Origin of the sequence: Brevibacterium sp. Marseille-P9724 (genome assembly GCF_902500275.1) — a bacterium.
In the GTDB taxonomy this organism is placed as follows: Bacteria; Actinomycetota; Actinomycetes; order Actinomycetales; family Brevibacteriaceae; genus Brevibacterium.
This window is the reverse complement of the sequence record NZ_LR722991.1, coordinates 108,097-134,846: the sequence shown is the minus strand read 5'-3', so window position 1 is coordinate 134,846 and position 26,750 is coordinate 108,097. Positions and strand designations below refer to the sequence as shown.

Genomic DNA, 26,750 nt, shown 5'->3' with positions numbered 1-26,750 from the left:
GTGCAGCGCATGCGATGCCGCGCAGCCCGCAGGTGCTCGGCCTGCCAGAGCAGATCTGATTAGAGTGAGAACTGTGACAACGGATGTTGAAAGCCCCGCGTGGGCGTCCCACGTGCAGCGTATGCGCGAGCACTTTCCTGCTTGGCCGGATGGTTTTCCGCTTTCAGCTTTTGTGTCGCGGTACCTGCTGGGGCGAATCGAGGGCCAGCTGAACATTTCGGGCCGCCCGGAAGCTCCACCTCGGCATCCGGTGCCGCTTGAAGATGATGCCTCCTTTGCGGTGCTTGATGATGCTGACGGTTCGGTGACTGCTGCGGTTCTGTCGCTGACTAGCGGAGCTGTCACGGTGTACGCGGATTTTCTTCCCCACACGCAGCGTCTGCGCGCAATGTTCGGGGATTCGCGGGTGAGCGTTCGGCCGCTGCCCGGTTTTCCGCCGCATATCTCGGCCGGTCTCGATGTTCGCGGCGGCAGGCCGGCCAAAGCACTTCTGGTGTCTCCGAAGGCTCAGGGCGCGGTGGCGGACTATGCTGCTGCCCTGCGACCGGTCGTTGATGAGTTCATGGTGGTCGGCCGCGATAAGCACCTGTTCCGCGGCATCAACACGGAGCTTGCGCGCACATTCGAGCGGGTAGATGTAACGCCGGGCCGGTATAAGTCGCGAATGATCATCGGCTCGACGCCCGAGGCTGGGATGGGGCTCAGCTGTGCCCAGATCGAGCCGAATCGACGCATACTGCATGCGGACATTCCGGGCGTTCCCGATTTCGAGGTGTCGGCTTACGGGGCGTGTTTTGGCGGGGCCGAGATCGACGGCGGTTCTGGTCTGCTGCTGCGCTCGCTTGCTGAGCGTCACGCTGGCCCTGCCGCTGAGGGTTCTGCCGAAACCGCTGACGAGGCGCCTGCGGACCGCCCGCGGATCCTTGACTTGGGGTGCGGCAACGGGTGGCTGCTGACGGCTGCCGCTCATGTTCTGGGTCCGCGGGAGGCTGTGGGTGTCGATGCGTCCGCGGCGGCTCTTGCGTCTGCTCGGCTGACGGCCGAAGCGGGTATGCCCGACGGGGTTGAGTGGAGCATTGAGTATTCAGATGCGGGGGAGGGGCTGCCGCAGCAGGCTTTCGATGTTGTGGTTCTCAATCCGCCGTTCCATTCGGGGCACGAAATCGAAAACGAGACTGCCAGACAAATGATGTGCAGCGCGCTCGCGGTGCTGCGCCCGGGTGGGCGTGCGGTGGTCGTATTCAATTCAGCGCTGCGGTATAGGTCTGTGCTCGAAAAGCTGTTCGGCAAGGACAATGTTGAGCAGTGGGCCAGGGACCGGCGCTTTACGGTGCTCGCGGCAGTGAAAAGTTGAGCTTGCTGAAACTGCAAGCACACGGCTTAGCACCGCAGCCGAAAGGCCCGGTTCCCAGCTGGTCAGCAGCTGGGAACCGGGCCTCACTTGTGGGGTTGCTGAGGTTCTATCGTTGAGCAACCCCCTGTGCTGGCTGGGTGCGCGAGGCTGCCAGGGCTGGCAGGAGTGATGCGATAAGCGCAGCAAGCACGGTCACAACAGCTACCAGTCCGAACATCAGCCATGGGATATCTGCCACGACGGTGATTTTTTCAGCGCTTAGAAGCGACTTCACCGAGGCCCAGCCGAACAGGATGCCGAGCGCGGTGCCGACGACGATGGACACGATTGCCATGAGCGTCGCTTCGGCGGCAACCATCCCGGCGGCAGCCCACCTCGGCAGGCCCAGGGTACGAAGAAGAGCAGTTTCCCGTTTGCGTTCGATTGTTGCCAGCGAGAGTGTGTTGCCCACACCCACAATCGAAATGATGATCGATGCGCCCAGCAGGCCCAGCACAATGCCCATCATGATGGTGATCACCTCTGCAAACCCGGCCCGCGAGATTGCGCCTTCGCCATCGGCGGCGACATCGGCCTTTTCGAGGTCGCTGCGCAGCGTCATGACCTGCGAAACGCTGACATCGTCGGCCAAGCGCACCCACGTCTGGCCCTCGGATTCCTTCAAGCCTAGGGCGGCGACGTCGTCTGCGTTTGCCAGAGTGGTGCCGGAGGGAACAGCTTCGTGGACTTTCAGCGTCAGCTGCACCTTTTTCTTTCCAGCATGAAGGGTGATTTCCTTGCCCTTGTATTCGTCAACATCGGTGTCAATGCCGACGTACATCACGCCGGGTGGTGGAAAAAGATCAGTGCTGCGCGGCACACTGTATTTCTTGTTTTCGACACCGATCACCAGGGTCTCTTTGCTGTCTGGGTCGTCCGGGTTGTGGCCCAGCGGCACAGAGGTCTTCGCCCGGGTGCCGGGCAGCGTGTTGACGTCTTTGACGATCTTTGAGTTCTCCAGGGTCTTGACAGTCTTGTCGGAACTCGAATACGCAACAAAGTCGATGGGGGCGAATTCGCTGAGTTCCGCGTCGATGGTCGTGCGCGTGGTCTGCGCTCCCATGAAGATGGTCGCCACCAAAGTGACGCCGACCAGCAGGGCCGCGGTTGTCGAAGCCGTCCGGCGCGGAGCCAGTTTGACGTTGCGGGCAACGAGGCCCAGCGTGGGTGAGCGAAAGACCTTTTCGCCGATGCGGCCTGTCAGCTCAACCAGTGGGGGAACAAAGACACGGCTGAGAACCAGCACACCGCAGAAGGCTGCGAAAGCGCCCGGAAGGGTGAACATCATATCGGAGGACGCGGTCCCGACAGCAATGCCCAATAGCCCGAGTGCGGTCAGCAGCGAGCCGATCACTAAACGGACCCACGGGAAGCGCGATGCCGGTGCTGGAATGTCTGCGGGGGCCAGCGCATCGATGGGGGATACACGCGTGGCTTTGAGGGCGGGTATGAACGATGCTGCTACAGTGACGCAGACGCCCACGGCAACCCCGGTCACGACAGCAAGAATCGGCAGCGGCGCGGTCTGGAAGGTCTGTTGCACGAATGCTCTCAGTGCAATTGACAACAGGAGCGAAGCTCCCCAGCCTACGAGCACACCGATGATCGAGCTGATCAAACCCAGGAGTGCACCTTCGGCAAGAGTGGCGTTGCGCAGCTGTGAGCGTGTGGCTCCCACCGCACGCAGAAGAGCGAGCGACCGGAGGCGCGAAGCGACAAGCACCTGGAAGGTGTTGGAGATGACGAGAACTGCAACAAAGAGAGCTACCACGATGAACGCTGCGATGAACGCCACGATGGTATTCGAATCTCCTGTGAGATCCTTGAGGCCTTCTTGCACCAGCTGATCTTCAGTGGAAACCGTGTAGTCTCCGCCGACCTTTGCGCCGAAGTCGTTCGTTTTCACATCGGCAGAGCCGGCCAGGGTCTTCGCAACGGCGGATTGGATTGTGGATACGTCTGCAGACTTGTCCGTGAGAATGCGAAGATGGTCGAACTCCGGGGCCAGCTTGGCAGCACCGGCATTGGTCACCTGGAGCGCTGATTCCGGCATATGGCCGATCCCGGTGATGGTGAACGTGACCTTTGATTGCTCCGGGTCTGGGCCGAGGGGGACTGTCAGTTCGACCTGGTCACCGATTTTTTTGTTTTCCTCTTTGGCGACTTGTGTGTCAAAGAGGATTTCATTCGGTTTGGACGGAGCCCTTCCCGACTCCACTTCGATTTCGCTGTTCTTGGGCCATACGGTGACCTCGGCGAAACCTCCGGAGGGGAAAGTGGTGAAAGACCGGTCGATCCGCTGTGTTTCTTTGACTCCTGCGGTGTTCTCAATCGCTTTCTGCTTTTTGGCTTCTACAGGCCCCCCGTGGACATGTTTCACCACCAGGTCCGCGCCCGAATACTGAGCGGCGAGCTCAGCTCGCATGCTGCTTTGGAAGGACGCCAGAACACCCATGACGGCGACAACGAATGCCACCGAAACGATGATGGTGATAGCGGCGGCGATCAGGCGCGAACCGCCGGAGCGAAGATTCGCCTTGACAATCATTTGGTGACCTCCAAAAGAGCCTGGGAGATCGCCTCGACCGTCGGAGAGTAGAGCTCGCCCACAATGTATCCGTCAGCCAGCATCACAACGCGGTCAGCGTAGGCGGCTGCCGCTGGGTCGTGGGTGACCATGACGACGGTTTGGCCCAGTTCGGAAACGCAGGTGCGCAGAGTCTGCAGAACCTCAGTTCCGGAGCGTGTGTCGAGAGCACCGGTGGGTTCGTCGGCAAAGATGACATCCGGCTGATTCACCAGAGCGCGAGCAACCGCAACGCGCTGCTGCTGGCCGCCGGAAAGTTCGTGCGGGCGATGGGTCAGACGGTCGCTGAGACCGAGGTTGTCTACGATCGCGTGCTTGAACTGCGGATCGACGTTGGTGCGGGCGAGCTTCGACGGGAGCATGATGTTTTCGTCGGCTGTCATCGCGGGAATCAGGTTGAACGCCTGGAAGACGAATCCCATGTGGTTGCGTCTGATCTTGGTCAGTGCGGCGTCGCTGATGTCCGTGATCGTCCGTCCGGCCAGTGTCACAAAGCCGCTGTCCGGGCTGTCCAGGCCGGCCAGAATGTGCATGAGCGTGGATTTTCCTGAACCCGAAGGACCCATGATCGCGGTGAACTGGCCGTCCGCGATGTCGATGTTGAAGTTGTTGAACACGGTCAGGCGGGCTTCGCCGGTGCCGAAGGATTTGCAGATTCCGCGGGCGCTGATCGCGGTGCTGTATTCAGTGGAAATTGTCATGTTCCCACTATCGCGGATTCACCTGCTGAGAACATCCGCCCGGAGGATGCTTCTGTCCGCAGGTTCTCATCCTTGGGGATGAGGCTCACACAATCCCGGTCTCGTACGCCAGGATGACCGCGTGAATGCGATCGCGCACCTGAAGCTTTGCGAGGATGTTGCGCACGTGCGTTTTCACCGTGGGAGCGGCCATGAACAGCTCGTCTGCAATTTCGGCATTGGTTTTGCCGTGGGCGATCAGCTCGAAGACTTCGCGTTCACGCGACGTGAGCCGATCCAGTCTGCGCGTCTGTTCAACCGGCGGTGCAGGCTCTGCAATGACGGTCTCCAAAAGCCGGCGGGTGGTTGAAGGCGCAATGACAGCGCCGCCGCTGTGTGCCTGGCGGATGGAATCCAGCAGAACCTCGGGGCGAGCATCTTTGAGGAGGAACCCGCTGGCACCCGAACGCAGCGCTGACAGTGCGTATTCATCTGTGTCGAACGTAGTGAGCACGATGATAGTGGGCAGTCGGGGAAGTCGCCCGGCATCGCCCATGGCGAGGATCTCAGCGGTGGCGGATAGGCCGTCGAGAACGGGCATGCGAATGTCCATGAGGACAACATCGACCGGGTGCGCCATGACCACGTCGATCGCTTCGCGGCCGTTTTCTGCCTGCGCAACGACCTGCATATCGTCCTGGGAGTCGATCACCATGGCAAAACCAGCCCGCACAAGAGCTTGGTCGTCAACGAGAAGTACGCGAATAGTCATGAAATATCCTCTGGAATAGTCAGCTGAACAAAGAACCCAGTGTCTGTCGGCTCCGCGGTGAGTGTGCCGTTGTGCACCCGCGCACGCTCCCGCATGCCCTGAATCCCTGATCCTGAACCGGGCACCGCCGATTCTTCGCCGTGTCCGGTGGAGACAATCTGGGCGACAAGCGCTTTGTCGCCAGCCTGCACGGTGACGTCTGCGTGGGAATCCTGGCCGCCGTGCTTCAGGGTGTTGGTGAGAGCTTCCTGTACCACTCGGTACACCGCAAGCTCAGCCGCTGGAGACAGTTTGGGCAGGTCAGGCAAAACATTCAGTGTGACGTCCAGCCCGGCTGAGCGCACGTTGTCAGCGAGGGCGCCGAGGTCGTTGATGGCCGGCATGGGGGCAGTCTTTCTGCCGGACTCGCTTTCGCGCAGGACGCCAAGGATGCCGCGCAGATTCCCCAGGGCTTCCCGCCCGGTGTCTGCGATGGTTTCCAATGCAGACACCGCGGCTTCGGGTGAGCGTGCGGCAGCATAGCGGCCGCCGTCTGCCTGGGTGATGATCACCGACATGGAGTGGGCGATGATGTCGTGCATTTCACGGGCAATGCGCATGCGCTCGGCATCAGAGGCAAGCCGGATCTCGTTTTCGCGTTCCCTTTCAAGAAGCGCATTGCGTTCGGCGATCCGCCGAATGTCATCGCTTCTGCTGCGACGATACGTTCCTGTCATCCACGCAAAGGCGACTGTCATGAAAGGAAACACGAAGAAGACGGCAACAAACGGCAGGAGCTCGCCCGGCGAGACGTGTTTCGGGTAAATGTCCTGCCGATAGAATTCCGCCGCTACACGCAGCGTCAGCAGCAGGGAGGCAACAGCCCCCAGTGCTAAGAAGATCTTGCCCCACCGCTTGGGCGCATAGGCGGTGACAGAGTGCACGGTAAGCGGAACTGCGATGAGCGAAGGGTGAGGGACCTCTATCCCCACAAGGTATAGAAGCCCTGTTGCTGCCACAATCCAGCCGGTGAACAGAGGAAAAGTCCGCCGAAAAACAAGTGAGGCGCACATGAGAACAAGCGGCACAGATCTAAGAGTGCTGAGCGGGTCGGGGGCGGCTGGATCGACCAGCGCCAAAAGCGTCAGCGGAGCAGCGAAGACAAGAGAGTCATAAATCCACTTGCGGGCCGAAATGAACCGCAGTGCTCTCAGATGCCACGGACTTTCCATAACCACAAGTCTAAGAAGCCCGGAATGGGCTTTCATCGTCCTGCGGTATGAGTTATTCAGCTGCGGGCTGAGGAAATTGTTTGCCTGATGGAGACTACTCCCACTGTGGGCTGTCGAGATTCACACCGTGTGTTTTCGCAGCGGCTTCAACCGCATCGGCAAGCCAGCGTGCAAGGCCAGGCTGTCGGTCCTCGTAGTGCTTGGCGAAATCTTCATCAGCGATGTAGCTGCGCGAGATCAGGTAGTGCTTGGCTGGGGTGACGGGAAAGAATTCGCTGAGCACTTTGCGGTGCTGCGCTACGAGGTCGGCTGCCTCCGCGCTGCAGACCGACACGTTTCTGCGAACCGCTTCGGCCAGCTTCGCTTCGACCGCGTCGAACCTGCTTTTGTTTGCTGCCCAATCGTCATGGCTCCAGGCTGCTGTGCGCTGTTGGCTGATGCTCCAGTCGTCGGTGTCGCCGTATGCCTCTTCGGCCTGAGCGTGGTGTTCGGCAAAGCGGGCTTCTCCGAGGATTTCGCCTATTTCGTTCAAGCTCGGCTTCACTGTGCTTGTCTCCTTTGCTATCAGTCTGTCGATTGCCCTGAGCATTTCTTCGGTCTGCTGCATTTGGGACGTCAGTATTTCGCGCTGCCTGCGCAGGTGGGCAATGTGGTCTGTGCCTGAGTTCAAGACGTCCTTGACTGCTGTAAGCCTCATGCCGGTGGCTCTGTAGATCATGATCTGCTGGATCGTCTCAAGATCAGCACGCGTGTAGATTCTGTAGTTCGACCGGCTGCGCGCCGAAGGGCTGACAAGGCCGAGCTCTTCCCAATGGTGCAGAGTGCGCACCGTTATCCCGAACTGACGGGCAACCTCCCCGACTGAGAAGTGTTCTTCTTCGCTGTTCATGCACACAATTCTGCTGTCTGACGCCGCGTGAGGGTCAAACAGATCTGCGCGAACTAAATCCAGCCGTTCGCCTTTGCCAGATGGGCAGCCTCGAAGCGGTTGTCCGCGCCAGTCTTCGACATGATGCTGGATATGTGGTTGCGCACCGTGCCCGGTGTTAGGTGCAGCGCTTTGGCGATGGCGGGGGAGCTCTTGCCCTGAAACAGGTGCCGGCACACTTCCGCTTCCCGTTGGCTAAGAGGGTTGTCGGGTGCCAGCAAACTGTCCCGGGCAAGTGTTGGGTCGATTACGCGCAGCCCGGCGTGGACTCTGCGAATTGCTTCGGCGAGCTGTTCGGGAGGCGTGTCCTTCACTAGGAAGCCGTCCACACCTGCCTCCATCGCGTCCTTGACGTAACCGGCTTTGCCGAAGGTCGTGACAATCAGGCAGCGGCACGGGTGCCCGGCCAGTTCTTTGGCCACGTTGAGGCCGTTGAGTCCAGGCATTTCGATGTCCAGCAGTGCCACGTCGATGGGCTGTTCCTGCACTAGCCGCAGGGCTTCGGTCCCGGTAGCGCAATCGGCAGCCACCTCGATGTCCGGTTCTGAACCCAGCAGCGCGATCAGAGCACCACGCACCAGCGACTGATCCTCAGCGACGAGCACGCGAATCGTGTTCACTGAACGGCCTCCTCGGCGGCGGTGCCATCGTCGATCAGGGCGGTGTCGCCGGTCATCGTGATCAGAACTGTGCTCAAGTCCTTCTCGCGGCGCATGATGAGCTGCCCGCCGGCGGCCTCAACCCGATCGCGCAGACCAGCCAGTCCACCCACCTCGTGCTCTGCAGAATCACCATTGAACCCGCAGCCGTCGTCCGTGACCTGCAGCTTGTCCGCGGTTACGCGCACCCAGCAGTTGTCCGCCCCGGAGTGCCGGATTACATTCGTTGTCAGCTCACGCAGACCCCAGGAGAACACGGTGTCGTGCTTGCCCTGCGCGGTGAGAGGTTCGGGAAGATGAGCGGTGATCCCCCTAGTCTCCAACGCTCGGCGTGCCCCCTGCAGCTCTCCGGCGAAAGTGGGCGTGCGCATGCGGGTGACTGTCGAACGGACCTCTGCCAGGGCCAGGCGGGACAGATCGCTGATCTCCTTGAGCTCCTGCTTGGCCTGCTCCGGGTGGTTCTCTGCGGCACGGCGTGCAACTTCGGACTTCAGGTTGATCACCGTGAGCGAATGGCCCAGAAGGTCGTGAACATCTGCGGCGATGTCTTCTCGCTGCTGCGCGAGTTCCAGTTCGTGCAGCAGCTGGTGGCGGGATTCGTCGTACTGGCTGAAAACGCCCACCCCAACCAGCAGCAGGGGAATGAAAAACAGGACGAAGGCTGCCCAGCCGAGGTCTTCGGGAGTGCTGAGCCATACCGCGACGGCTCCGGCAGCCCCCGTAGCCAACACGATGGGCAGGGCTTTCTTCAAGGTCACCGTGAAGCCCAGCATCGCGGCCAGATAGGGTGCGAAGACCACCGCACCCGTGTTAATCACCGGCACGCTGGCCAGGGCAATCGCCAACAGAACGGCCCACCTGAGCAGCACCCGCGGAAAAAGCGCCCAGCGGTGCGGGCAGGTGTTCAATGAACCGAACGCCCAGAAGTAGAACAGGCCGAAGGCGAGCACGCACACAGTTATCCACGCTTTGGCTCCGGCGCCCAACACGTCGCCGGTGTAGACCTGCACCAGCATCGGCCCCAGGAGCACCAGCCATATCGAGGCGAAGACCGCGTTGCGCAGCTGGAAGCTGTCGAAGAGGCGCATCAGCTTCGGTTCTTGTCGCGCTTGCCCATGAACAGGCAGAAGCCCACGAAGATCGCCGTCCATACCGCGATGCTAACCCAGGCGTGCCACATCGGCTCGTACACCAATTCGGTGCCGGCTATGTGTCCGCCTTCGGCCAACGGCCAACGCACCAGCGTCATGGCGCCGAACATCGGGGTGAGGCGCCCCACGTCAAGCAGTGTTCCGCTCAGGGGCATAAACACATTGCCGGCGAAGGCGAGGATCACGATCGACGCGGTGGCCACGGATACTGTGTTCTCCTTGGGAACCAGCAGCGCCCAGGCCAGACCGTAGAAGCCGAAGGGGATCGAGCACAGTACGCATACCAGCAAGCTCAAAGCCCACTGGTCCGGCTGCATCTTGGCTCTGGTGAGGGCTCCGACGATGAACACAGCCACGATCGGCAGCACGGCGCGCACGGCAATGCTGACGCTGTTCGCGAAAGCCAGCTGCCACGGGTGCAGGGGAGTCAGCGCCAATTGGCGGCCCCAACCGCTTCGGCTGTTGGTGACGTGGGATCCAGCTGCGCCGACTGCACCGACAACACCGGCGTAGAAGGCCATGCCCAGCATGACGAACGCCGCGTAGTTGCCGCCGTTGACTTCGTGCTCACCGTAATCTTGGAGTGAACCGAAGAGCAGGTAGAAGAAGATCGGCAGTCCGACGCTGAAGAACAGGGTGGGCATGTCCCGGCGCAGGCGAAGGAGCTCGTGACCGGCGAATTTCAGGGTGGTGCTCATTGCTCAGGCCTCCTGGTTGCTCTGTGTCAGCGCGAGGAAAGTGTCCTCCAGGCTGTGGCTGGTGATGGTCAGATTGCGGGCGTCCGTTTCGGTCAGCAGGTACCGGGCGAGTGCGTCGGAGTCCTCGGTGGTGATGTGCAGGCGGCTGCCGGTGGTTTCGGTGCTTTTCACCTCGGGCAGTTCTGTGAGCTTGGGGAATTCGTTTGGGAATTCGGCGCTGACCACGCAGCTCGCGTTCATGTTGCGCAGTTCCTCGGCGGTGCCGTCTGCGACGATCTCGCCCTTGTTCATCAGGACGATGCGCTGGGCGAACTGATCTGCTTCTTCCAAGTAGTGGGTGGCGAAGATGATAGTCCGCCCCTGCTGGGCCTGGTGCTCCATGGACTCCCAGAAGCGGCGGCGTGCACCGGCGTCCATTCCGGCGGTTGGTTCGTCGAGGATGAGGATGTCGGGATTGCCGAGGATGGCCAGGGCAAAGCGGATGCGCTGTTGTTCGCCGCCGGAGCATTTGCCCACGCGGCGCTTGTAGACGGTGCCCAGGTCGGCTTGTGCGATGACGTCCTTGAGCGGCAAATGCTTTGGGAAGGTCGCGGCGATCATTTCCACCGTGTCCTTGACCGTGAGTTCATTGAGCAGGCCGCCGGTCTGCATGAGTGCGCTGATGTTTTGGCTGTAGACAGCCTGCTTGGGGGACTGGCCCATAACGCTGACGCTGCCGGAGCTCGGTGTGGTCAGCCCCAGGATCAGGTCGATCAGCGTGGTCTTGCCCGCCCCGTTGGTGCCGAGAAGCGCGATGATTTCGCCCGGATGCACGGTGAGGTTGGTGCCCTTCACCGCGTGCACGGGATTGGTGGAGCGGGCGTTGAACGTTTTGCTTATTCCGCTGAGCTCTATGGCTGGAGGTTTCTGCTGAGCAGATATGTGTGCCGTAGTCATGTCTTTCACGCTAGAAAGTCAGCGCGAAAGGCAGGCATATCTTCTGTCACCACATGCCCATGACATTTGTCATGGGCGTGAGGGGTGGGCTGTGTTTCTTTGCGGCTCACTTTCGGCCGAATAACTGCAGAAGCCACACAACTGCACCAGTGACAGTGCGGATCAGCGCCGCGCTCGGTGGTCCGCACCCTTGTGGAGATGTCGGAACCGGACGGGAGAACCTCCCGTTTACGGGAAGTCTGGTGCGAGTTTTACTTCGTAGAGCAGGTTGCTGCATTTGATGCGGGCGGATGCGTCTCCGTCCCATTCGGGGTTGAGGCCACGTTCGGTGAGCTCGTTGTATACCCACCGCCCAGTTTTCTCGTGTTCTTCCTTGCTTGCGATCATGGATGAGAAGCCCACGTAGAGCACACCGGTGCTGATCAGGCGGTCCACGTCTTGTATGGTGCAGCAAGCGTAGTCATTGGAGTCGTAGGCGCGGGCCTTCCGTTGTGCATAGTAGGCGGCTTCGCTCTGGTCGAAGCCCTCATCGAAGGACCACGCGATACCGGCCTCCTCGAGAAACCAGCCAACGTCATAGATCGATTTTGCATGCGCAGAGGATTTTGGGACCAGGCGCCGGTATTCGTCGCTGACCAGCTTGATGTAGTCCTCGATCCTCTCCGGGCGAGGGTTGATATTCGAGGCCTGTTCCTGCCACTCGTCAGGGTCGAGGAACTCGTTGTAGTACCAGAGGATCTTTTCGTAGGTTTGGCCGCGGCATAGCATCATCGAGATGTCGCTTTCGACCGTTTCCATAACAGACAGCGAATCCGATGGGGGATAGGCGGAATCAAACATTGCGTGGCGAATCATGATGCCACCCTACAGAGGTGTGCTTCTATTGGGCTAGAGGGCGGGTGCAGGTTCCGGACATAGGGGTGTGGCGGTTATTCGCGTAGCTGTGAACGAACATCGCAGAACCGCGCTCCACTTTTCTAGCCGAGGTGTAGTCCACGACGGTTACGGACTGCTTGTGGTGCCCGAAGAGGCGGGGTGGTGCGTCATCGCGCCTGTGGATTCGTTGAGGGGCACAACCTGCCTGCCTTATGTCATGATTGCGAAAACGTAACTGGTCACGGTGGACGCCGGCGTCTGCCCAGTGGCCTAGAAGGCTTGACAGCTGGGGATCGGTATGGAGTTTCTTGTCAAAGAAATAAAGGACAAAGAACAGAAGGCTGAAATTGCCAGGGAAGTGCTGAACGACCTTCCTGAGTGGTTCGGTATGCCTGAAAGCACTGAGGAATACATAACTGATTCGCAGGATAAGCCGCTCTTGGCGTCCTTCCATCAGGACGAAGTGGCTGGGTTCCTGGTTCTCAATGCAACCAGTCCGGACTGCGCAGACATATTTGTGATGGGAGTTAAGAAGAAGTTCCATCGCAGTGGTGTGGCCACACAGCTGAACGACGAGTACGAAAAGCTGGCGAAAGGTTTGGGCTACTCATACTCGCAGGTCAAGACTGTTCAGTCGGGCCACTATGACGAGTATGACGTGACGAACAAGTTCTATAAATCGGTGGGCTATAAAGAACTCGAAGTGTTCCCCACTCTGTGGGATGAATGGAACCCCTGTCAGGTGTTCATCAAATATTTAGGCGACTGACAGCACAGGTATCGGAAGTCTGAGGCCCTGCGCCGTTCTTGGTTGCTTGGAGCTTCTGCCAGCCGTCGGGCAGTACGTGTTCCCTCACCAGGCTTTCCACCCAAGGCGCAGGTCTGAAGCCTGCCTTGAAGCGTCCCCAGCAGCTTCCCACTTAACTTCCCGCTCAACATAACACTGTGGGAAGCCGAGTGGGAAGTTAAGTGGGAAGCTTGTGGTGGTCCGGTAGGCCAGGGCTTCTTCCGCAGAGCGGCTATGTCTTGATGCGGTAGCGCTGCCGAGGGCTTCTCAGTGGTTCAGTGCGCTCGGCGACGCCTTCGGCGATGAGTTCGTTTACTGCTTTTTGCACTGCTGTACGGCTTAGTCGTGTTTCTTGCACAAGTTCTGATGTGGAAGCAGAGGCCTGGCCTTTCAGCGCGGTGAGTACTTGGTCAAAGGCGCTTGCGTAACGTTCTTTTTCTGCCACCCTTCGCCGGTGAAAGACAATGGTGAAGCTGTCCAGCCGGTTGATGTATTCAGGTGGTGGCATGAGGGCGTCGGCGAGCGAGCGTTGGATGACAGCGATGCCTGTGCCCCTGTTTTCAGCGACGACGCCTGCTCCGCCTCCATCATCGTGAAACTTCACGTCCTCAAGAAACGAAGAGAGGCGTTGGTTTCGGGTTGAGCTCACGCCTGGCTTCCCGAGGTTCCGTACGGTGACACCTCCATACAGTCCTCCCGGGCTCGTGATTTCAAGACGATCAGCGAACATGTTGATCTGCACCTGGCTGCCTTGCGCGTGCGGTGAGTAATCGCGGTGCATGAGGGCATTCACAAGCGCTTCGCGTACTGCGATAGGGGGATAGTCCGGCAGGTCTGAGCGGTACTTTTCGCCGATAAGCGCGGCAGTGCGCATGTTGTTCTTGACGGTTTCGATTCCTTCGTCAACGAGCTCCGGGATGGTTCCGGTGAGGGTTTTACTGTCTAGGAGTCGAACCCCTTCGGTAACGGAACCCTTGGTTGTCCCCGGGAAGTTGGCAAATGTCACTGTGAGGCGCGGATAGAATTCCTGCGGATACTCACCCATGACAAGCAGCGACGCTAGGGTCGGGTGTCCGTCCTTAAGGATGCGCAGACGTTTCATCGCGGTTTCGGTGCCGTCGTTAAAGGTTTTGGGGCGGCGTTCGTGCTGAACGGTCATGTAGGCATTCACGGTGTCTGAGTGCAGATCTTCAAGCCGTGCTTCTGTCACTGACTGTTCGTCCCATTTGGGTTGGGTCCGCTCCTCGATGAGGCGGTCGACTTCGTATTGCGTAAGTCGGACGTCACCGTCGCCAACTCGAATATAGCTGCCGCCATATTTCCCCTGGTCAGTCACGTAGCAGGGTTTGTCTTCGGACGTCATTTCATTGACTTCCGCTACAACAACTAAGGAGTCCTCAAAGGGGACTATGTTGATGAGTGGCCGTACTGGGGGTGTGGTTTGGGCACATCGAGTTTCCAGTGCGTCCTGAGCTTTCGCTGCATCGAAGCCCTCCAGGGGCAAGAAGCCGTTTGACTCATCGAGCCCCAAGATGATGAGGCCGCCGTTGGCATTCGCGAACGCGCTGAGAGTTTCGCGAATCGACTTGCCTGCATTGCTCTTGACTTCGGTGGGCTGGTTGTCCGTTCCTACCAGCCGCAGTGCGTGGACGATTGACTCTAAGCGTTCGGTGTCCATCGAGTGCTCGCTAACTTCCCACTTAACTTCCCACTCAGCATAACACCGTGGGAAGTTAAGTGGGAAGATTGCGGGAAGTTGGGTAGGAAGTGCGGCAGTACGAGGTCAGCCGAGGTATTTGTTCAAGATGGTGTTGCCTTTGACGTCATCAGCCGACGTCGCCGAGGCGCTCGACCGGCCCGTTTCCTCGATTGCGACCACGTCGGTCATCACGGTCAACCGCAGCGACATCAACCGATACCTCGTATCGACCTTCGTGGCCACGGCGGGGGAGTCTGCTTAGGCCTTCTGGCGGCGTGCGCCAATTGCAGTCAGGGCAAGCCCTGCGACAATCCACGCCATGAGCACCCACGGGGACATTCCCAGGCCGCTGCCGTCGAAATACGCGGCTGAGCGGAGGAATGTGCCTGCAGCCCCCACAGGCATGAGCTGTCCGAAAGTGCCCCAGCCGGCCGGCAACCACTGCGGCCCGGCAGCGAAACCGGACAGCGGGTTCGACACGAACAGCATGAGTACAGCACCGATTCCCAGTCCCGCAAAGCCCAGGACAGAGAACAGGCCGAGCACAGTGCTGGATATCGCGAGGATGCCGAGCGTCAGGCCCGACCACAGCAGCCAGAAGCTGCCGTCGACCGCGTGGAACCACGGCTGCAGAATCGCGGCGGCAACAAGCCCGCCGAGGACAGCCACGCCGACTGCACCCAAGGTGCGCTTACCGGCCGACTTCAGCTGAGTGGCCAACAGAACTGCCGAAGCCATACCGCCGAAGATGAGCGGAAGCAGTGCTGAAGACAGTCCCACGCCCTGCGGGTCCTCCGATGTCATGGGCGCAACATCGTTAACGGTGACCTCTTGGCCTTCTGCCTTCAGCTGGGTAGCCATGCCATTCAGTGCTGCGGCATAGGGAGCTCCAGCACCGCTGGCAATCGTGATGGTCGTGCCGGTTGGGCTGGCGGCGACTGCGCCGACGGTCTCACGGTTCTTCACTCTGTCTTCGGCATCTTCTGGGCTCGAAGCGTCGACAACTGTGAACGCGCCGGACTTCTCGATCTTCTGCGTCATGGCGGCCTTGACGGGTTCTGGCGCAGACACGGCTAGGGGAATGTCGTGGGCGCCCGAATTGATGGCCGGGGTGAGGAGCGCCAACAGCATGAGTGCGATGACGGTGCTCACCAGTCCGGTGATGGCGGTGGGGCCGAGCTTACGACGGCCCTCCTTGTTCTGTGCGGTGTCTGGCATGACTTCTCATAACTAAGCGGAGCGGAGCGATCCGTATATAATCGGATCATACTGCTCCGGTTATAATGATTGCAAACTTAGGAGGTCAGATGCTCAGCAGAATCGCGAAGTGATTCTGGGTGTTGCGCGCACACTTTTCGCAGAACAGGGTGCAAACGTGTCCTTGCGCTCCATCGCGGTCCAGGCGGGCGTTGGGATCGCAACCCTGTACCGGCACTTTCCTGCGCGAGGTGACCTCCTCCTCGCCCTTGGTCTGGAGATGAGCGCCGAAGCGCTCGCCGCGATGGACCGTGCGCTGGAGCGTTGGGATGCTGACCCGGAAGCGGCCTGGCGCGGCTTCATTACCGACGTGGCTCGCACCCAGGTGAGCGCCCAGCTGGTGTCCGTAGCCGAAGCTGATCAGGAGTTCGCCGAATCGGAGCGGGTAGCGGCGGTTCGCGCTGAACGACTGGCGCAATTTGACCCGATTCTCGTGCGGGCCCGAGAAGCGGGCTTGATCGGCGATATCGATGCAATGCGTCTTGTTGCTGGAATCGCTACGGCTACCCGCCCCCTTCCGTCGTTCGTTGAGGAGCAGATCCCGGATCTGCACGAGTGGCTGGTTGAAGCCTTCATTCGCGGAATCCGACCGTAGGGTCTGGGCCGGTGGAGGTGCCGATCTGGCTCGGGCAGTGCGCACGAGGTGAGCCGTGCGAACTGAGCGGCACTAGGAGGCGGGCGGCGTCTAGTCAACCAACTAAACCCCAACAAAAAGTCCCGGGACATCGAGTGAACGATGTCCCGGGACTTGGTGCGCGAGAGGGGACTTGAACCCCTACGTCCGAAGACACTGGAACCTAAATCCAGCGCGTCTGCCAATTCCGCCACTCGCGCGGGCGAGCCCAGCATACAAGACCGCGATCCAGCATCGACGGGCTCGAGGTGTGTTCGCCGTGACGAGCTGGCGTCTTAGGCGAGCCACTGAGGTGGGGAAGCGGCTCGGGTGTTGCCGCCGGTCAGTCGATGCCGAGCTCGCGGCGCAGACGTTCCACGTGTCCCTTGGCGCGCACGTTGTACTGCGCGACTTTCACGGTGCCTTCTTCATCCAGCACGATCGTGGAGCGGATAACACCCTGGACGATCTTGCCGTAGTTCTTCTTTTCGCCGAACGCACCCCATTCGGTCATGACCTGCTTGTCCGGGTCGGACAGCAGCTGGAAGTTCAGGCCTTCCTTTTCCACGAACTGGGCGAGTTTTTCCGGTTTGTCCGGCGAAACCCCAAGCACTGTGTAGCCGGCTGATTTCAGTGATGACAGGCTGTCGCGGAAGTCACACGCCTGCGTGGTGCAGCCGGGAGTCATCGCTCGCGGGTAGAAGTAGACGATGACGGGCGTGCCGCGCAGATCCGAGAGGGTTACGTCCTTACCCGTGTGGTCGGTCAGGGTGAAATCCGGTGCGGTGTCGCCGATCTCCAGTCGGGTCATGGCCTTCCCTTCGTTACGGGGCGTAAGTTCTGCGTCTCATTCTGCCACCTGCCGCTCAGTGTCAGTCGGTCACGGTAAGCTCGGGTGGGTAAGCAGACTTCCGAAGAAAAGGAATGCGCGTGAGCAACGTCTACACCTCGGACATCACTGTCGACAACGCTTCGAAGGCACAGCTCGAAGAATCCATCCGGCTGCGCGAACAGCGCTTGGCCGCCAATATCGACACCCTGGTGGGCGAAGTCCACCCCAAAGCCATTGCGGCTCGTGCCAGCAACCGAGTCAAGGGCGCTGCCGTCAACTCGGATGGTTCGGTCCGCGCTGACACCGCGGCACTTGTCGGCGGGTTGGTGTTGAGTGCTGCGTCGATCATTGCTCTGGGCATCGTCCGCAGCCAGCGCAAGTACTGATCGGCAAGCACAAACTGTATGTCTGATACGTCGCAAGCTCGGCCGGCGGCAGAAACCGCTGGCGAGCTTCCCATCCGCATGCTCCACGACCGCCTGCTGGTGGAACCTGACAAAGAGGCGGGGGAGCGCAAATCCTCCGCCGGTATTGTCATTCCCGCCACAGCGGCGATGGGCAAGCGGTTGGCGTGGGGAACGGTTGTGGCTACGGGCCCGAATGTGCGGCAAGTCAGCCTGCACGACACAATTCTGTTCGATCCAGAAGATCGTGCTGAGGTCGAACTCGACGGTTTGCTGTACACACTTCTGCGCGAACGCGATATTCACGCGATCTCGCAGACCGTGGGTGAGGACAGCACCGGCCTGTACCTGTGACCGCGGGCTTGGCTGGCCAACTGCCCAAGTTGCCAGCCGGTCAAGCGGTAGCTTGGGGCAGCTGCCTGCTTGCCTCCCACGCACAGCGCACGATGCGCCCGTCGGCCAAGTTCTGTGCGGTTAGTCACAAAGCCCGTATGCGGGCGAATCTCAATTTCCCACCGCCAGAAGATGTGTGTATAGTTAACTCTCGTTGCGCACCTCTAGCTCAATTGGTAGAGCAACTGACTCTTAATCAGTGGGTTCCGGGTTCGAGTCCCGGGGGGTGTACGAAAACACGGCCCTGACCAGTAGAAATGCAGGTCAGGGCCTTTTGATGCTCGGTTGCCGGGTCGCTTGTCCCGCGTTTACCTAATCTTTTGAATCACTGGTCGCGTCTTCCCGAGAGCTCTCGGGTGCGCAGACATGGCGGGCGTCTCGTGGAGCTTTTGCACGTAAAACGCTCCTGTTACGGCAGTGCTTGAAAGCTCGAGCAGAGCGAAGGCTGTCGAATAAGCTGGCAACGTGGCATCGCATGAAAGACCGTCTAAGACCAGCGTCCGGAAAGCAGGGTCGAAGATCCGGAAGTTCCGCAGCGGTGAGGCTAGTCAAGCGGAATTTGAGGAAGCTCTCGAAACTGTGCGAGTCTTTCGCTCTCAGTTTGCCGGCCCGCTTCTGAGGGTCACCAACAGTGTGAGTGGCATTGCATCGGGATCTGGAATTGATGCCCAGGTGACGCAGCGGCTTAAGCGGGAGCAGACGATCGTAGAAAAGCTAGGCGATCGTGAGAAGGGGCTGGACCTGTCCCGCATGCAGGACATCGGAGGATGCAGAATCCTGGTCAGCGACATCGCGGAGGTGCGGACTGTAGAAGCCGCGATCCTCGACGCCTGGGGAGTCCAGGTCGCGGACACCGGTGACCACCCTGTTCAGATTCTGGCGCGAAACTTGGCCGAAATATACCGCCTCGAAGAAGAGCAGAAGCACGTTCCGCTAGACTTGATCACCATCGCAAACGACCAGATCGCTGAAGTGAACAAGCTGCTCACCGCGAGCATTGAAAAGCAGGAGGGCGCGTCATGAACAACATCAATCATTTCCTGCTTGTGTTTGACCATGCCCAGGACAAGCTCATCATGCAGGAGTCGTTCGGAACCGATGCGGAGCGGGCAATGGAGGAATACGCAAAGCTCGAGACGGAATACCGCAACTCGGTGTCTACTGACATTGTTTTGGTCGGGTCAGATTCCCTTGAAACAGTGAAGGCAACGCACAGCACCTACTTCACCGGTTTTGCAGCAGCAAGCGGAGCAGATGGCCTGCTCGAGACGCTGAGACGGTAATGAGTGGCAGCTGAGCCGAAACTGTTCGGTAGGGGAAGAGCGCCCGATGTCAGAATTCGAGGACGTCAATAGGTGCTTCGAGCCAATGTATCGCGTCTTCTATTCGTTGCTGCCGAAGCGAGTGGACGTGAGTCTGTTGTGGACGAGGCTGGGCTGGCCCTAGAAGCTGACGATGCGGAGCGTCCCGTCTTTCCTGACGGGACGCTCCATTTGCTCAGTCGGAAACGACCCGCGTTTGCCCTCCATTCCTGAACCTCACCGTGCCCAAGGGCGGCAGGTTCCACCCATGAAGGATGTGGCTGAGTGCTCGACTGGGCGACTGCGCATTCTGCAGACGCTGAAGCCAGGGCCGCCAGGCATCAGCGTTGAGCCGAAAATCCGGGTAAGGATAGCCGAACCACTGTTTAAAAAGATGGCCGTGTACGGCTTCCTGCAATTCGCCCTGTTTTCGCGCGCCTGACAGCAGCTCAGCAAGTAGGAAGTACTGGAGCGGGCTGAAACCGGCATTGTGCAGTTCGGCGGCTGTGTCCTTCCAAGATTGAGGGACGCGCGTACCGCCCTTGACGACGCTGCCTGCAATGAAATTCATGATGGTCGCCCCTGGGAATGCAGGGCAGTGGTCGAGCATATAGCGAGACCACAGGGGGCGATCAGCTTCAGGGACTTCGCCCCAACCATCCGCAGGGTCGACGTCGTGAGGATTTCCTGTACCGCTGTTGCCATGGTGAGTAGACATGGGAATGTTCCTTACCGGATCCCGGTGCGTCTGCGCGCAGAGATCCATCGACTTGCATGAACGTTTGCTCATGCCGGTTCTTCCCCTGGGGCACCCCACTCGATGGAGAGGGTTGCCGTGCAGCCAGCCAGGTACTGAAAGCTGCAGCTCTTGAACCAGCGAACAACATACTGGAGCTGCAGAAATTTCGGCCGGAATCGGTAACAAATCGTCACAGACATTTTCGTGGTCGGCGGACTGTCCTTCTGAGCGCACCGTTCTGTGGTCAGTACAGCTAGACTTCCTCTGAACGTTCAAACCAGGAAACAGGTGAAAGGCGCGGCCCGCATTGCATAACAGTCGACATTCACAAGGTGCCCCAACAGCAACCATCGACAACAGGCTCGGGCGAGCCCTGACGGTAGGCGCGATGCTGATGGTCACACTGGTGCTGGCCGGATGTGCGGGCCTCAACGCCGTTGTCAAAATGGATCTCACCATTGACAAAGACCTGCGCGTCAGCGGTGGCCTCGTCGCAACTGTCGAACGACAGAAAGTCAACGAAAAGGTGTCCGAGCTCGGCGGTCTTGCCCAAGAAAGTGACATCGAGAAGCAGCTTGACCAGTCTGTCGAAGACGTAAAAGACACCATCCCAGAAGGGGCCCAGGCTGAAAAGATCTCGACTGACAGTGAACTCGGGTACAGGGTCACGTTCGACAAAGTCGCAGCAGAGGACTTCACCAGCACCACCGGGAGTGGACCCGGACGCATCGTCCTGAAAAAAGACGGCGACAACATCGTCATGGAACTGCCGAACATCGCAAAAGACACGGATTCTCCGGCTTTCAACACAGGAGGCGAGGCCCCGTCGACGTCAGAGATCTTCAAAGAAGCCGAGGTTAAGCTGACCTTCCCGGGTAAGGTCGTCGAGGCTGAAGGCGGCCAGATCTCCGGCAAGACAGTCACCTACGACCTGCGCTCATACGACAAGGACGTCATCAGCGTGACTGCGAAAGCCTCGGGCTTCCCATGGTTGATCGTCTTCATCGTGATCGGACTTTTTGTCTTCCTGGCGATCGTTGCGGCAGTCGTCATCGTCGTTGTGGTCGTGGCGAAGAAGAAGCAGAAGAACCAGCCTCCCGCGCCTTTCGGACAGGGCGGCCCCAACTACCCTGTCCAGCAGCCGGGGGCAGCTCCGTACAACAATCCCGGCCCGCAGGCGCCGCAGGCACCGCCGGAGCGGCCGGGTGGTCCGCCGATGCCGCCTCGTCCTCCTCAGAGCTGACGAAGACAGCACCCCACAAGAACTGACATAGGGCTCCGGCAGAGCTTCACCAAACTCTGCCGGAGCCCTATGTGAAAGCACACGAGGTGAGGCTGGCCATCGCGGCCACCACTGCGGCTGCCCCGCAGCGCGGGAACCATGACCCGGCACACCACCAGCCCCAAAACACAAAAATCCCGGAACATCGAATGAATGATGTTCCGGGATTTGGCCTGGGGTGGCTAACGGGACTTGAACCCGCGACCCCCGCGACCACAACGCGGTGCTCTACCAGCTGAGCTATAGCCACCATCACTGCCTCACAGACAGCATTGACCATGCTAAGCCACACATTGCCCCAAGGCCAAATCCGCTCAGCTGGCACACAGCTGACACCGAGGTGAGAACAAGAAGGCAGACCCAAAATCGGTCTCAGGTTAACGAGCCATAACGTTTTGTGGGCCGGGTGGGAACTCCAATATGGGCCGCGTAAAATCACTCAGGTGAAAACAGCGGGACACCCGCTGACAGGTGGAAAACAGACCCCCATCCCCAGTAGAAAGCCCCGAGGATGAAGCACGCCGACGTCAGCTTTGCTGAGGACAGAACTGTCCTTCTGACGATCGACGGCGCCTCGGAACAGTGCCATGACCTGGGCGCAGCGCTCGCCAAAGTCCGCGACATGGCGGCATCCGATGAGCACCCTATTTTCGTGCAGATCGCCGACGGCGAATCTTCCCACTCCGTAGTCATCGGGACAGACGGTTCGGTTGCAACGAGCGAACTGCCCATTATCCAGCCGCATAACGCGGTCACAAACAGCACAGACCGTCCTGCCGAAGAAACAGCAGAGGCGGACGCCTCTGGGTCCGAGGAAGCGCCAGACAGCCAGGCAGGCACCTCGGCTGGTGCAGAGTCCACTGCCGCAGCCGAGACTGGCCCAGAAGCCGATCCTGCGAACGGACCCGCGCAGGTGGACGACCAGGCAGAAGAAGACAACGGCGACGAAGGACAAAACACCACAGCGCAGCCCGTGGGGAAAGGCCCAGCCAAGCCGGGCAGCGGATCACTTCTCACCCGACTTCTCTCAGACGATCCAGCACGCAGCCCCTCCGACCGCGGTGAGCGCAGAAAACGCAAGCCGTCGATGATCGTGCCGTCAATCATTCTGGCTGTCATGCTCATTGTGGTCATCGTCCTGTGGGTCATACCCGCATTCGTCGGAGCGCCGAATGGAGGCCTGCAGGAATCGACGGCCGATTCTTCCGGCGCGACTGAGCAGCCCAAGCTGAGCCTGAAGAAGTCAGAGAGCATCGTCCCGGGCTTCAAAAACGAACCCGCGTGGGAACTTCCCGTCGATCCCGCCGCGTCAGTCAGTGCCTCCGAAAGGGGGATCGTTGCAGTCAAAGACCGCAGTGTTGACGTATTCGATCCCACGACCGGAAAAAAGCGCACCAGCATCACCATGGACGGCAGCGTTCAAATCGCAGCCGACACCAGAATCAACAACAAGCCCGCTCTGCTGCTGCGCTCAGGCGACAAAGCGGAAGTCCTCTACGACGGTGAAACCACCACACAGAAGTACACGCTTCCCGCCGACGCCGAAATCTCCCTGGCTGGGACAACCCCCATGGTCGTCGCGGGCGATAAGCTCTACCACTTCCACGACGACAAGGTTCACGCCGTTGTGGGTGTCGAAACCGGCTTCACACCCATGGGGCTCGACGGGCGAAAAGTAATCACAGCAGACTTCTCCGGCGAGGTTGCGGTCTCTGACACCGAAACGGGGCTGGCCGAAAAGTTTGCACTCGAAAAGCCCGGCCAGGACCTCGTGATCCTCAAATGGGTGACAGCCGGGCACGGGAAGATCGTCACCGTGTGGGGTGAAAGCGATACAGGCCTCGATTCCGCCGAGCCCGTGCAGATTGTGGTCAGCGACACCGAGCAGGGAAAAATCGTGTCAACGGTTGAAACTCAGGCTGATGCAATCGCCGATGCCAAGTGGGAACGCGGGCAGGGGTTCAGCCTGGCTGTTTTCGGCCCCTACCTGTTCGACATGAAGAGCGGTCTGCTGGTGCGCGACGCTTCGGAAGATGATGTGCGCTTCGGTGAACCTCGCGGGTCGTACACACCGGCCGTAGTTGACGGATCCCCTTCGATCATCGCCGGCGATGCGGCCTACGAAACCAAGAACAACCTCATGGCAGTTGACGCTGACGGCGACTATGCGATTGTCCGCAGCGAATCCGATATAATCAGAGGCTACGCGAAAGCACACAAAGGACGATAACGGGCGTTTTATCCGTAAAATCACCGAAGAGTCCGCACCGCTGAGCACACACCGGAAGGCAGCATGAAGCAGGTATTCAGGCGCCAAGCCACGGCCGCAGCACTGTGCTGTTTTGCCGTGTTCGGTCTGATCCTCACGCTTGCCACCCCTGCGGCTTCACAGCCTGACAACGGGGCATCCGAGAACCCGCCCGCATCGCCAGCGAAACCCAAAAATGAAGAACTGTATGTGCCCACTCAGCCCGACGGCAAAGTCAACCCGACTTCGCCGTCGAATCCGCCTACCGGAGGCTCTGGTGAAAAACCGTCGCAAGAGCCCGCTGAGAACACTGAAGGGTCAGCGGGCAATCCGCCCGATCCGCCAACGGACAATCGGACAACACAGTCATCGCCGAAGCCGCCGGACAGGCCAACCGACAAACCGAATCCAAAACCGTCCCGGAAACCTGCTGACAGGCCAACCGGCACGCTGACGCCCAAACCCTCACAGCGGCCACCCGGTGGACTGCCGCCGAAATCATCCACGCAGAAGCCGACGGACAAGTCTGAAGCTGACAGACGGGAAGGCTCGAAGAACTCTCCGTACGACACCCGCCGACAGCCGCGTACCAGTCCGCACAGAAACAGTCCCCGGCCACCGGACGGCCGCTTCAGCAGCCAGAGTTCAAGCGGGAGGGCTCCTCAGCCGGACACCGGCAACGGCGGAGCCAACTGGGTTCCGCAGAGACCCAGCAGCGGTTCTGGATCTTCGTCCCAGCAGAATGAAGGAACCGTGACCGACCCGGTCCCCACCCCCGAACAGGCCGAATCGGAGAAGCAGGGCAAGCAAAGCTTTGCGTTGAAGGGCAGCCAGGCCGGTGCCTCTGACAATCCCGAGGCCCGCAGCGCCAGCCTGCTGTGGGGCGGGCTCACAATCGTGCTGGGCTTGGCGGTCATCGTGTCAGCGTGGCTGTTCCTGCGCCGCTCACCGAAGCCCGCTAAAGACACAGCGGGCTCAACAGAAGACAACCCGGCCGGCTCAGCAGAGTAAGGGCGGTGAAGCACCGCCCTTCACAGCGCCGTCGGTAAGAAAAGCCGGGACTGGTTAGAACAGGGGCCGGTCAGGCGTGTGGCCCTCGAGCTCCAAGAGCATTCGCTTGCGCTCGATACCGCCGGCGTAGCCGACCATGCTGCCGTCGGCGCCCATCACTCTGTGGCACGGCACAATGATGCTGATCGGATTGTGTCCCACAGCCCCGCCGACTGCCTGAGCCATACCGGGCTTGCCCAGCTGCTTTGCGATCTCGCCATATGTGGTCAGCTCGCCGTAGGGAATCTCCAGCAGCAGGTTCCAGATGCGCTTCTGACCCGCCGTGCCATGCAGGGCAAACGGAACGTCGAATGTCTGCCGGTGTCCGGCAAAGTATTCACTCAGCTGTGCAAGTGCTGGCCCCATGACCGGATCGTCTTCTGCCGAGGCGGAGCTGAGCTCCTGCCCGAAGAACTCCTGTTCGGGACTGTGCTTGATGGGCACGTGGTGCACGCCGACCAGCTGCCCGCCGTGTGCAATGAAGACAGTGGGTCCGGTCGGCAGGGTCAGATAGGCGTGACGGGCTGAATCCACAGATCAGAGCCGATCTTTTTCGATGTCCATGCGCTGCAGGCCGATCTGCCGTGCTGAGGGCTCGACGTTCGACTTCACGACCGTCTTCTGCGTGACTTCGAAGTTTTCGCGGTATTTGCCGAACAGCAGGCGGCCCTGTGAAACGAGCGCGGTCGAGGAATTGAAGATCATGAGCGTAAAGGGGAACAGCAGCCACTGGGCGAGCATCGACACTGAGCGCAGCCGTGAGTAGCGCACGGGCCGCGGCGGCAGCAGATTCACGAACACCAGCAGCGATGTGAGCAGCATGATCATGGCAACCTGCTGGATGCTGCCGACCAAGAACGGCATATTGCTGGTGAATTCGGGCGCGCTTTCTCCTGTGGCGCGCAGCACGAGGAAGGGCACCCAACCGCCTACGGCAATGATGAGGGAAACGCTGGCGAGCGTGACGTGGCTTTCCAACAGCAGGATGAAGCGACACAGCGTGCCGAAGAACCTGGGCTTCGAATTGGCCCAGCCCTTGATGGCGTAAGGAACATCCGAAGCGCCGTAGGACCACCGCGCGAGCTGTTTGAACTGCGCTTTGATCGACTGGCCCAGGTTTCCTGCCAGCACGGCGTCCTGGTAGATGGGCACGTGGACGGGGATCACACGGTAGTCGCCGCGGAAGTGAAAGTACGACCGCCAGTACTGGTGGCCGTCTTCGACGATTGTACGCGTGGACCAGAAATCCATGTCGATAAGCGCATCAAGCGGTTGTGAGTGAGACGCGAAGTTGCGAAGCGAAAAGGGTCGGACCGTCTGTGTGAGGTTGAAGAAGCAGTTGGCCGAAGCAATCACGCGGGTCACCGCGGGGGCGTCCCAGATATTCGACAGGTACAGCGCGATGGGCTGGTAGGAAGCGCGCTGGCGGTCTTCAGCCCGGATGTATTCATACGCGACGTAGTCGAAATAGCTTTCATACGGTTTGTTGTCGCAGTCGAGCGTGGTGACCATGACTTCGGCAGGGTCGAAGCCTCTTTCTTCTGCCCACACGGCCGCACGTCGGCCCGCGAAGGTGATGTTGCCGCCCTTGCCGGTGATTTCGCCGGGGATGTCACGCGGGTGTTCAACAAGCTCATAGGTGCCGAACTTCGCGCCGTACTTTTCTTTCAGCCGCTGGGCTGTCAGCTGCATGTCCGGGCCGCCGCGCTCTTCGTAGGCGAAGAAGATGTGCAGGTGCTCCGATGGGGTTGTTGTGTACAGCAGCCCGCGGATGGTGGGTTCGATGACTTCGTACGGTTCGTTGTACGCCGCGATGATGACAGCGTGCTGGACCCGGGCAGGGTGAGGGTAGTTCTGGGGGTTTTTCCTCACTTGGCGCAGAAGCTGCCGATGCTGGTCTGCGCGAAACGACCCCGGTGGGGTCGGCGGCACCCGCTTGCCGTCCATGACCAGCGCAAGATCAAGAAGACGCGCATTCCAGTCGACTCGAGCGGCGAGGCGAAAGCGGCGCAGCCCGCGCACAAGATCGACTGCACCGCGCACACCCCGAATGAACATGTAGGCGACGATTACAAGCACCCACAGCGCACCCCACGTGGGGTGTATGAGCGAAAGAACGACGACGGCCGCGAGATTCCCGTAGCTGAAGACAGCCGGGATCATTTCGAAGAAGCGATATTTGGAGTCGCGTTTGCCCAGCGGGACTTCATTACTTTCGTCAGCGGCAGCGAGGGGAGCGGTGGCAGTAGTCATA

27 protein-coding genes, 3 tRNA genes and 1 riboswitch are annotated in these 26,750 nt (G+C 60.0%); of the genes, 12 read left to right on the top strand and 18 right to left on the bottom strand.

Annotated elements, in window-relative coordinates:
* Positions 1 to 73: 73 nt before the first annotated feature.
* The gene (locus GC119_RS03380; RefSeq protein ID WP_151952448.1) at positions 74 to 1,354 is read left to right on the top strand and encodes a class I SAM-dependent methyltransferase; all 1,281 of its coding nucleotides are present in this window, start codon (positions 74 to 76) and stop codon (positions 1,352 to 1,354) included.
* A gap of 106 nt (positions 1,355 to 1,460) precedes the next feature.
* Here the strand turns inward: GC119_RS03380 and GC119_RS03375 are convergent, their stop codons facing one another.
* The 10 genes from GC119_RS03375 to GC119_RS03330 form a co-directional block, all read right to left on the bottom strand.
* A complete protein-coding gene (locus GC119_RS03375; RefSeq protein WP_151952447.1) occupies positions 1,461 to 3,941 on the bottom strand; it encodes an FtsX-like permease family protein in 2,481 nt (826 codons plus the stop codon).
* The gene (locus GC119_RS03370; protein ID WP_151952446.1) at positions 3,938 to 4,681 is read right to left on the bottom strand and encodes an ABC transporter ATP-binding protein; all 744 of its coding nucleotides are present in this window, start codon (positions 4,679 to 4,681) and stop codon (positions 3,938 to 3,940) included. Before GC119_RS03370 ends, GC119_RS03375 begins: the two co-directional genes overlap by 4 nt.
* A gap of 85 nt (positions 4,682 to 4,766) precedes the next feature.
* Positions 4,767 to 5,432, bottom strand: a complete 666-nt coding sequence (locus GC119_RS03365; RefSeq protein WP_070573703.1) for a response regulator — start codon at positions 5,430 to 5,432, stop codon at positions 4,767 to 4,769.
* Positions 5,429 to 6,643, bottom strand: a complete 1,215-nt coding sequence (locus GC119_RS03360) for a sensor histidine kinase (protein WP_151952445.1) — start codon at positions 6,641 to 6,643, stop codon at positions 5,429 to 5,431. Before GC119_RS03360 ends, GC119_RS03365 begins: the two co-directional genes overlap by 4 nt.
* A 94-nt stretch (positions 6,644 to 6,737) precedes the next feature.
* A complete protein-coding gene (locus tag GC119_RS03355; RefSeq protein ID WP_193215603.1) occupies positions 6,738 to 7,532 on the bottom strand; it encodes a MerR family transcriptional regulator in 795 nt (264 codons plus the stop codon).
* Positions 7,533 to 7,585: 53 nt separating this feature from the next.
* Complete coding sequence (locus GC119_RS03350; protein WP_151952444.1) at positions 7,586 to 8,191, bottom strand: response regulator transcription factor; 606 nt, start codon at positions 8,189 to 8,191, stop codon at positions 7,586 to 7,588.
* Positions 8,188 to 9,318 carry a sensor histidine kinase gene (locus tag GC119_RS03345; RefSeq protein WP_151952443.1) on the bottom strand — a complete coding sequence of 377 codons (1,131 nt, stop codon included), beginning with the start codon at positions 9,316 to 9,318 and terminating at the stop codon, positions 8,188 to 8,190. Before GC119_RS03345 ends, GC119_RS03350 begins: the two co-directional genes overlap by 4 nt.
* A complete protein-coding gene (locus GC119_RS03340) occupies positions 9,318 to 10,079 on the bottom strand; it encodes an ABC transporter permease (protein ID WP_151952442.1) in 762 nt (253 codons plus the stop codon). The genes GC119_RS03345 and GC119_RS03340 overlap by 1 nt, the downstream gene beginning before the upstream one ends.
* Positions 10,080 to 10,082: 3 nt before the next feature.
* Positions 10,083 to 11,015 carry an ABC transporter ATP-binding protein gene (locus GC119_RS03335; protein WP_151952441.1) on the bottom strand — a complete coding sequence of 311 codons (933 nt, stop codon included), beginning with the start codon at positions 11,013 to 11,015 and terminating at the stop codon, positions 10,083 to 10,085.
* 228 nt (positions 11,016 to 11,243) lie between these two features.
* Positions 11,244 to 11,870: a DUF6891 domain-containing protein gene (locus tag GC119_RS03330; RefSeq protein WP_151952440.1), complete on the bottom strand. Its 627-nt coding sequence runs from the start codon at positions 11,868 to 11,870 to the stop codon at positions 11,244 to 11,246.
* A 319-nt stretch (positions 11,871 to 12,189) separates the two neighbouring features.
* Between GC119_RS03330 and GC119_RS03325 the strand changes: the two genes are divergently transcribed.
* Positions 12,190 to 12,660 carry a GNAT family N-acetyltransferase gene (locus tag GC119_RS03325; RefSeq protein ID WP_070573717.1) on the top strand — a complete coding sequence of 157 codons (471 nt, stop codon included), beginning with the start codon at positions 12,190 to 12,192 and terminating at the stop codon, positions 12,658 to 12,660.
* A gap of 250 nt (positions 12,661 to 12,910) precedes the next feature.
* Here GC119_RS03325 and GC119_RS03320 read toward each other — a convergent pair whose 3' ends face one another.
* Entirely contained in the window at positions 12,911 to 14,356 is a 1,446-nt protein-coding gene (locus tag GC119_RS03320; protein WP_070573718.1) for an ATP-binding protein, read from the bottom strand.
* A 139-nt stretch (positions 14,357 to 14,495) separates the two neighbouring features.
* Between GC119_RS03320 and GC119_RS10915 the strand changes: the two genes are divergently transcribed.
* Positions 14,496 to 14,639: a hypothetical protein gene (locus tag GC119_RS10915; protein ID WP_176747357.1), complete on the top strand. Its 144-nt coding sequence runs from the start codon at positions 14,496 to 14,498 to the stop codon at positions 14,637 to 14,639.
* Here GC119_RS10915 and GC119_RS03315 read toward each other — a convergent pair.
* The gene (locus GC119_RS03315) at positions 14,636 to 15,595 is read right to left on the bottom strand and encodes a hypothetical protein (protein WP_070573720.1); all 960 of its coding nucleotides are present in this window, start codon (positions 15,593 to 15,595) and stop codon (positions 14,636 to 14,638) included. The two genes, GC119_RS10915 and GC119_RS03315, sit on opposite strands and share 4 nt — an antisense overlap.
* A 109-nt stretch (positions 15,596 to 15,704) precedes the next feature.
* Here GC119_RS03315 and GC119_RS03310 point away from each other — a divergent pair, with 109 nt between their 5' ends.
* On the top strand, positions 15,705 to 16,229 hold the full coding sequence (locus tag GC119_RS03310; RefSeq protein WP_193215602.1) for a TetR/AcrR family transcriptional regulator: 525 nt from the start codon (positions 15,705 to 15,707) through the stop codon (positions 16,227 to 16,229).
* Positions 16,230 to 16,383: 154 nt separating this feature from the next.
* Here the strand turns inward: GC119_RS03310 and GC119_RS03305 are convergent.
* A tRNA-Leu gene (locus tag GC119_RS03305) sits at positions 16,384 to 16,468 on the bottom strand.
* Positions 16,469 to 16,590: 122 nt separating this feature from the next.
* The gene (bcp, locus tag GC119_RS03300; RefSeq protein ID WP_070573724.1) at positions 16,591 to 17,058 is read right to left on the bottom strand and encodes a thioredoxin-dependent thiol peroxidase; all 468 of its coding nucleotides are present in this window, start codon (positions 17,056 to 17,058) and stop codon (positions 16,591 to 16,593) included.
* A gap of 119 nt (positions 17,059 to 17,177) precedes the next feature.
* Between bcp and GC119_RS03295 the strand changes: the two genes are divergently transcribed.
* From GC119_RS03295 to GC119_RS03275, 5 genes are all read left to right on the top strand, one after another.
* Positions 17,178 to 17,465: a DUF3618 domain-containing protein gene (locus tag GC119_RS03295; protein WP_083304099.1), complete on the top strand. Its 288-nt coding sequence runs from the start codon at positions 17,178 to 17,180 to the stop codon at positions 17,463 to 17,465.
* 18 nt (positions 17,466 to 17,483) lie between these two features.
* A complete protein-coding gene (locus GC119_RS03290) occupies positions 17,484 to 17,837 on the top strand; it encodes a GroES family chaperonin (RefSeq protein ID WP_070573727.1) in 354 nt (117 codons plus the stop codon).
* Positions 17,838 to 18,034: 197 nt separating this feature from the next.
* Positions 18,035 to 18,107 (top strand) — tRNA-Lys (locus tag GC119_RS03285).
* A 234-nt stretch (positions 18,108 to 18,341) separates the two neighbouring features.
* Positions 18,342 to 18,899 carry a RelA/SpoT domain-containing protein gene (locus tag GC119_RS03280; protein ID WP_070777807.1) on the top strand — a complete coding sequence of 186 codons (558 nt, stop codon included), beginning with the start codon at positions 18,342 to 18,344 and terminating at the stop codon, positions 18,897 to 18,899.
* Positions 18,896 to 19,159, top strand: coding sequence for a hypothetical protein (locus tag GC119_RS03275; RefSeq protein WP_070573730.1), 264 nt, complete (start codon positions 18,896 to 18,898; stop codon positions 19,157 to 19,159). Before GC119_RS03280 ends, GC119_RS03275 begins: the two co-directional genes overlap by 4 nt.
* Positions 19,160 to 19,373: 214 nt before the next feature.
* On the opposite strand, the gene GC119_RS03270 is transcribed toward GC119_RS03275, so the two are convergent.
* A complete protein-coding gene (locus tag GC119_RS03270; RefSeq protein WP_226829226.1) occupies positions 19,374 to 19,895 on the bottom strand; it encodes a hypothetical protein in 522 nt (173 codons plus the stop codon).
* Between the two features lie 43 nt (positions 19,896 to 19,938).
* Positions 19,939 to 20,051, bottom strand: a riboswitch (SAM riboswitch).
* A 253-nt stretch (positions 20,052 to 20,304) separates the two neighbouring features.
* On the opposite strand from GC119_RS03270, the gene GC119_RS03265 reads away from it, so the two are divergent.
* Positions 20,305 to 21,159 (top strand): LppM family (lipo)protein, encoded by an 855-nt coding sequence (locus tag GC119_RS03265; protein WP_070573734.1) that lies wholly within the window; start codon positions 20,305 to 20,307, stop codon positions 21,157 to 21,159.
* Between the two features lie 213 nt (positions 21,160 to 21,372).
* Here the strand turns inward: GC119_RS03265 and GC119_RS03260 are convergent.
* Positions 21,373 to 21,448: transfer RNA gene (locus GC119_RS03260), tRNA-His, on the bottom strand.
* 261 nt (positions 21,449 to 21,709) lie between these two features.
* On the opposite strand from GC119_RS03260, the gene GC119_RS03255 reads away from it, so the two are divergent.
* Together GC119_RS03255 and GC119_RS03250 are read left to right on the top strand one after the other, a co-directional pair.
* Positions 21,710 to 23,428 (top strand): hypothetical protein, encoded by a 1,719-nt coding sequence (locus GC119_RS03255; protein ID WP_070573735.1) that lies wholly within the window; start codon positions 21,710 to 21,712, stop codon positions 23,426 to 23,428.
* Positions 23,429 to 24,199: 771 nt separating this feature from the next.
* On the top strand, positions 24,200 to 24,457 hold the full coding sequence (locus tag GC119_RS03250) for a hypothetical protein (RefSeq protein WP_070777811.1): 258 nt from the start codon (positions 24,200 to 24,202) through the stop codon (positions 24,455 to 24,457).
* A 54-nt stretch (positions 24,458 to 24,511) separates the two neighbouring features.
* Here GC119_RS03250 and GC119_RS03245 read toward each other — a convergent pair whose 3' ends face one another.
* The gene (locus GC119_RS03245) at positions 24,512 to 25,030 is read right to left on the bottom strand and encodes a methylated-DNA--[protein]-cysteine S-methyltransferase (protein ID WP_070777812.1); all 519 of its coding nucleotides are present in this window, start codon (positions 25,028 to 25,030) and stop codon (positions 24,512 to 24,514) included.
* A gap of 3 nt (positions 25,031 to 25,033) precedes the next feature.
* A complete protein-coding gene (locus GC119_RS03240; RefSeq protein WP_070777813.1) occupies positions 25,034 to 26,749 on the bottom strand; it encodes a hypothetical protein in 1,716 nt (571 codons plus the stop codon).
* Position 26,750 lies beyond the last annotated feature (1 nt).

Coding starts and splice junctions, on each gene's coding strand:
- GC119_RS03320 (WP_070573718.1), bottom strand. CDS start 14,356: ATGGACACCGAACGCTTAGAGTCAATCGTCCACGCACTGCGGCTGGTA.
- GC119_RS03275 (WP_070573730.1), top strand. CDS start 18,896: ATGAACAACATCAATCATTTCCTGCTTGTGTTTGACCATGCCCAGGAC.
- GC119_RS03330 (WP_151952440.1), bottom strand. CDS start 11,870: ATGATTCGCCACGCAATGTTTGATTCCGCCTATCCCCCATCGGATTCG.
- GC119_RS03370 (WP_151952446.1), bottom strand. CDS start 4,681: ATGACAATTTCCACTGAATACAGCACCGCGATCAGCGCCCGCGGAATC.
- GC119_RS03290 (WP_070573727.1), top strand. CDS start 17,484: ATGTCTGATACGTCGCAAGCTCGGCCGGCGGCAGAAACCGCTGGCGAG.
- GC119_RS03240 (WP_070777813.1), bottom strand. CDS start 26,749: ATGACTACTGCCACCGCTCCCCTCGCTGCCGCTGACGAAAGTAATGAA.
- GC119_RS03270 (WP_226829226.1), bottom strand. CDS start 19,895: ATGTCTACTCACCATGGCAACAGCGGTACAGGAAATCCTCACGACGTC.
- GC119_RS03365 (WP_070573703.1), bottom strand. CDS start 5,432: ATGACTATTCGCGTACTTCTCGTTGACGACCAAGCTCTTGTGCGGGCT.
- GC119_RS03255 (WP_070573735.1), top strand. CDS start 21,710: ATGAAGCACGCCGACGTCAGCTTTGCTGAGGACAGAACTGTCCTTCTG.
- GC119_RS03355 (WP_193215603.1), bottom strand. CDS start 7,532: ATGAACAGCGAAGAAGAACACTTCTCAGTCGGGGAGGTTGCCCGTCAG.
- GC119_RS03315 (WP_070573720.1), bottom strand. CDS start 15,595: ATGCCAGACACCGCACAGAACAAGGAGGGCCGTCGTAAGCTCGGCCCC.
- GC119_RS03265 (WP_070573734.1), top strand. CDS start 20,305: ATGCTGATGGTCACACTGGTGCTGGCCGGATGTGCGGGCCTCAACGCC.
- GC119_RS03340 (WP_151952442.1), bottom strand. CDS start 10,079: ATGAGCACCACCCTGAAATTCGCCGGTCACGAGCTCCTTCGCCTGCGC.
- bcp (WP_070573724.1), bottom strand. CDS start 17,058: ATGACCCGACTGGAGATCGGCGACACCGCACCGGATTTCACCCTGACC.
- GC119_RS03345 (WP_151952443.1), bottom strand. CDS start 9,318: ATGCGCCTCTTCGACAGCTTCCAGCTGCGCAACGCGGTCTTCGCCTCG.
- GC119_RS03375 (WP_151952447.1), bottom strand. CDS start 3,941: ATGATTGTCAAGGCGAATCTTCGCTCCGGCGGTTCGCGCCTGATCGCC.
- GC119_RS03325 (WP_070573717.1), top strand. CDS start 12,190: ATGGAGTTTCTTGTCAAAGAAATAAAGGACAAAGAACAGAAGGCTGAA.
- GC119_RS03335 (WP_151952441.1), bottom strand. CDS start 11,015: ATGACTACGGCACACATATCTGCTCAGCAGAAACCTCCAGCCATAGAG.
- GC119_RS03360 (WP_151952445.1), bottom strand. CDS start 6,643: ATGGAAAGTCCGTGGCATCTGAGAGCACTGCGGTTCATTTCGGCCCGC.